Genomic DNA, 3,960 nt, shown 5'->3' with positions numbered 1-3,960 from the left:
CGCCCTTTCTCCGCTTGGTCCTCATTTGCCTGATTATATTGCTGGATAGCGGAGGCTGCTGCGGCGCCGTTGAGGGCGTTTACGCTGCTGTTATGTCCGCCTCCTGCGACAAGATTTCCGGCCGCTCCTGCTACAATAGCCTTCTATTTTGAATTTTGTTTACGTTAAGTCTATAAGAACCTGCACCTACAGCAAAATTAACTATCTATGGCTTGAAAGGATATTGAAACGATTCCTTATCAAATTCAATCATAATATCTTTAACACATTCTGGATATTTCCTATAGGTACCTATAATAACTTCGGTATTATAAGGATGCCACACATAAGATCGTCCCCAATCATCCGGTGTTGCGAACTCAGTTGGAGCAAAAACATCTGAATACAATCTCAGTGGGTACCTGCTAAGAATATCCATTAGGTTAAACAGAGGATAACATAATTTTTTTCTTTTACTTATGAAAAATTGTGCGTAGAAAAATTTGACATAACCATGAGACAATGCAAAATTAAAATCACTTACTGAACTATCGATGTAATTTCTTTTTAAATGATAAATATTTAATACACTTGTTTTTTCTTTTAAATAAAAAGGACTGTTCCCCCCTATATTCTTATAAAAAGCATCATGCAGACCTCGCTCTTTTTCTATAGAAACTTTTAGAACATCCTCTACCTTGCGATAATACATAATACTAGATAGATCGTTCCCATAACTATCTGAAAAAAGATAGAAAAAAGATAGAAAAAAGATAGAAAAAAATAACCTCACCCTACTTTCCCTTCCTATATGCATCATACGCATCACCGTAATAATCTCCATACTTCTTTTTATCAACACTATTAAACTCATGACCCATATAATACTTTCCTATCTCATGAGCAGCGTCATAGGTATTCCCCTTTTCTCTAAATATACTATCATAAACTACAGAATTTTCTTTAATACTTGTCTCGACCTTCATTCTATTATAAGGGTCGCTTAATTTTGAGTTCACTTCCCTCGAAATTATAATATTATTTAATGTTGCCCATCCCTCTCCATCAAGCGTTTTACTCACAAAAGCATCTTTAGACGAGTAATCATATTCTGTTCTATGTATCGCATGACCAAGCTCATGACTTATAGTACTGGCAACGCCACCAGTCCCGTATTGGGCATCAGCGTAGTTCAGTATGATTTTCTTTGTATTATAATCTGTATAACCTTCTCCTCCTTCCCCATAAACAATAGACCAACCTTGTTTTTCTAATCCCTCAATTTCAGCCTTAGCCGTTGGTGAAGTCAAAAGTAACTTTTTCACTTCTGGGTCAGCTTCCAAAATATCTTTCCCAATTTTCTCTCGCTCTTTCTCCGCTTGGTCCTCATTTGCCTGATTATACTGCTGGATAGCGGAGGCTGCGGCGGCGCCGCTGAGGGCGTTGATCCCCGTGCTGTGGTCTGTGCCAAAGGCAAGGCCACCGGCTGCTCCCGCTCCACTTGCAATGATATTGCTCAGCGCATTCGTCAAACTGGTGCGTAGCGCGGGATTATCGGTCAGACTGCCTGCTAAATCACCAACAAGTTGTCGCGTTTGCGAAGCCGCTATGTTCCCTAAGACCGTGCTCGCCGCTGCAGCGCCTGCATTACCGCCTGTTGCAGCCGCAATCCCTGCATTGCCACCCGCTTCAAGCGCCGTCCGTAAATAGCCGCCATCTTTAAAGCCCCAGACATGTTGGTCTTTTAACACATCGGAGACTTTTCCAATCGCCGATCCCACAAGCTGAGAACCAACCTGGGAGGCTTGCACTTCGTTTTGCAGCTTTTGCGGGTCAAATTTGTTCTCAAGCGCACCGTTCGCCTTGGTCACATCCGTGAGATACGATCCGCTTTGGCTCGTCGCATGAACCGTGATGTTCCCACCAATCGCTGAGTAGCTCGTACTGTGCTCATTATGCGAGCGGCCACCGCCCAGCATCCCAAGCGAGTTCGCCGCCATGCTTTTAACCGCTGTCAACACCGAGTTGGACGCGCTGCTCAGCATGCCAGAACCGACACCTCCTTGCCCGCCGACACTCTCGATCTTCCAAACCGAGCTGTTGTCTTCGCTCTGCGCGTCAAGATGCTTCGTCGTGAGGCTATTCTTGCTTGCATCCGCCGTACTGCTAATCACACCCGCTTTCAGCGTCGTGTCACCGCTAACATCAACACCAAGCCCGTCAGATCCCGCATATAAACCCGATAGCTTCCTCTCGGTCGTGACAAAATGATCTTTCAACGTTTGCTGGTTATAGGAGCCACTCGCATTATACTCCTGCACCGTCGTGCCAACTTCTCCGCTAGCACTCGCTTGTGTCGCTTTGCTTTCATAGTCCGACGTATTTTGTGGGCTCGTAATGGCCAGCGTGCCTGTATGAACATCAATGCGCTTGGCTGTAATTTCCCCGCCATTAATGTCCGTCGTTCCGGGAGCGTTAATCGTAACGTTTTGCGAACCATTAACGGTCGTATCAACCGCGGTCGCGCTCGCACTATGGCCGTTTTGCTTCTGCATTTGTCCTGATGCAGAAATACCCGCACCAACGCCCCCAGCACCCACACTGACATCCACGCCCAAGGACGCTGAGCTACTCTTACTCCGGTTAAGCGTTCCCGTGCTGTTCCATCCCGCTTTCAGCCCCACGTCTTTCGCCGCATCCAGCTGAGCTGCCGTCAGGTCAAGAGACCCGCCCGTCTTATCCCCATCGCTCGGGCCACGTGCAACAAGACTGAGATCACGCCCAGCACTCGCGCTTTGTCGTGAAGTTTTTTATGAAAAATCAATCAATAATAGAATTATTATTCAATCTCAGGCGGATAATCATGCATTTTTACGAATGCATTTTTTTCAAAACCTACACCACAATCATAAAACAGCTTTGTAAGCTTTTCTTTTAACAGAAAGGACGTCTCCTTTGTCTCAACATCCACATGGCACTCTCGTAGAAGAGCTCGCCCCTTATCTGTGATGTAGATTTGATCCTCTTCCCATACCCCATAGCCCGGGAAAACACCTGGCCCTTCCTTAGCAAGCTTATCAATAATCGGACGAAGCGTGTCCTCAGAAAAAGTAAAATCACATAATCCACTCACAACTGTTCTATAAAGGAAATCTAGACTATTTTGGCACCATTCAAGGGAGTAATACTCTTTTTTATCGTTCCAATTATAACCATTTTTATAGGGAACTGACGTAAAAAGAGCAACAAGACTATAACAATTTTCAATACTTAGACAAATAAGAGGATCTTGATACCACAAAAAAAACTTTTCTAGATTTTTTTCTGTCACGTTACATATTCCTTACTCTTTTTTTTCAGGGATTTTAATTTTCAAGTTTTTTCCTTTTGTAACAGAATGCACTTCCTGCGAATTTATGTCAATATTCGCAATATGATTTTCCGTTTTATCTCCAGACAATCCCTTCGGACGATAAGTTACATTCCGCTTTCCATCTGCGCTCACTTTCACCCATCCTGGCTCACTACCATTCTTAGGAGGGATAATGTGCTTTGTCGTTGCTCCTTCACCAACAATCTGATTGGCTAATGCTTCAGCTTCTTTGTTGGCATCATCCACTTCATCAAGAACACGCTTACTCTCATCACTTCCCGTCTTACCAATAAATGTCCCGTCAGGGTTTTTCCATGGCTCCTCCTTAGAGAAATTTGAACCTCCCTCCTCTAATGTCTTTTCAGTGGTTTTCTCACCTTCCGCGAGAGCTTTCTTGCCACCTCCCCCAATAATAGCGCCCGCGCCGGCCCCAACACCGCCCTCACTCTGCATATAGTGAAGAACAGATTTACCAACGTCGCTCAGCCCCGTTCCGACAAGATGAAACGCTTGGACATCAAGACCCGTCGCGCTAATCGCCCCCATCAGCAGATCAATCTTCGCAGCGTTGCTATCCCCGTGCTCAATGTCCCACACCACTTTCGCGC

Annotated in this window: 3 protein-coding genes and 1 pseudogene; all 4 read right to left on the bottom strand. The window is 44.9% G+C overall.

Annotation, left to right across the window (positions count from 1 at the left end):
* Positions 1-205: 205 nt before the first annotated feature.
* Complete coding sequence (locus F457_RS0111480; protein WP_156809461.1) at positions 206-808, bottom strand: hypothetical protein; 603 nt, start codon at positions 806-808, stop codon at positions 206-208.
* Positions 774-2,768: pseudogene (locus F457_RS0111475) on the bottom strand (hemagglutinin repeat-containing protein); the annotation flags it as partial. The pseudogene F457_RS0111475 and the gene F457_RS0111480, both read right to left, overlap by 35 nt.
* A 50-nt stretch (positions 2,769-2,818) precedes the next feature.
* Complete coding sequence (locus F457_RS0111470) at positions 2,819-3,310, bottom strand: hypothetical protein (protein ID WP_018981282.1); 492 nt, start codon at positions 3,308-3,310, stop codon at positions 2,819-2,821.
* A 12-nt stretch (positions 3,311-3,322) separates the two neighbouring features.
* A partial coding sequence (locus F457_RS14015) for a hypothetical protein (RefSeq protein ID WP_040921137.1) occupies positions 3,323-3,960 on the bottom strand: 638 nt, incomplete at its 5' end.

Origin of the sequence: Saccharibacter floricola DSM 15669, assembly GCF_000378165.1 — a bacterium.
Classification (GTDB): Bacteria; Pseudomonadota; Alphaproteobacteria; order Acetobacterales; family Acetobacteraceae; genus Saccharibacter; species Saccharibacter floricola.
The sequence above is the reverse complement of the archived record's forward strand: the minus strand, read 5'-3'. Positions and strand labels throughout refer to the sequence as shown.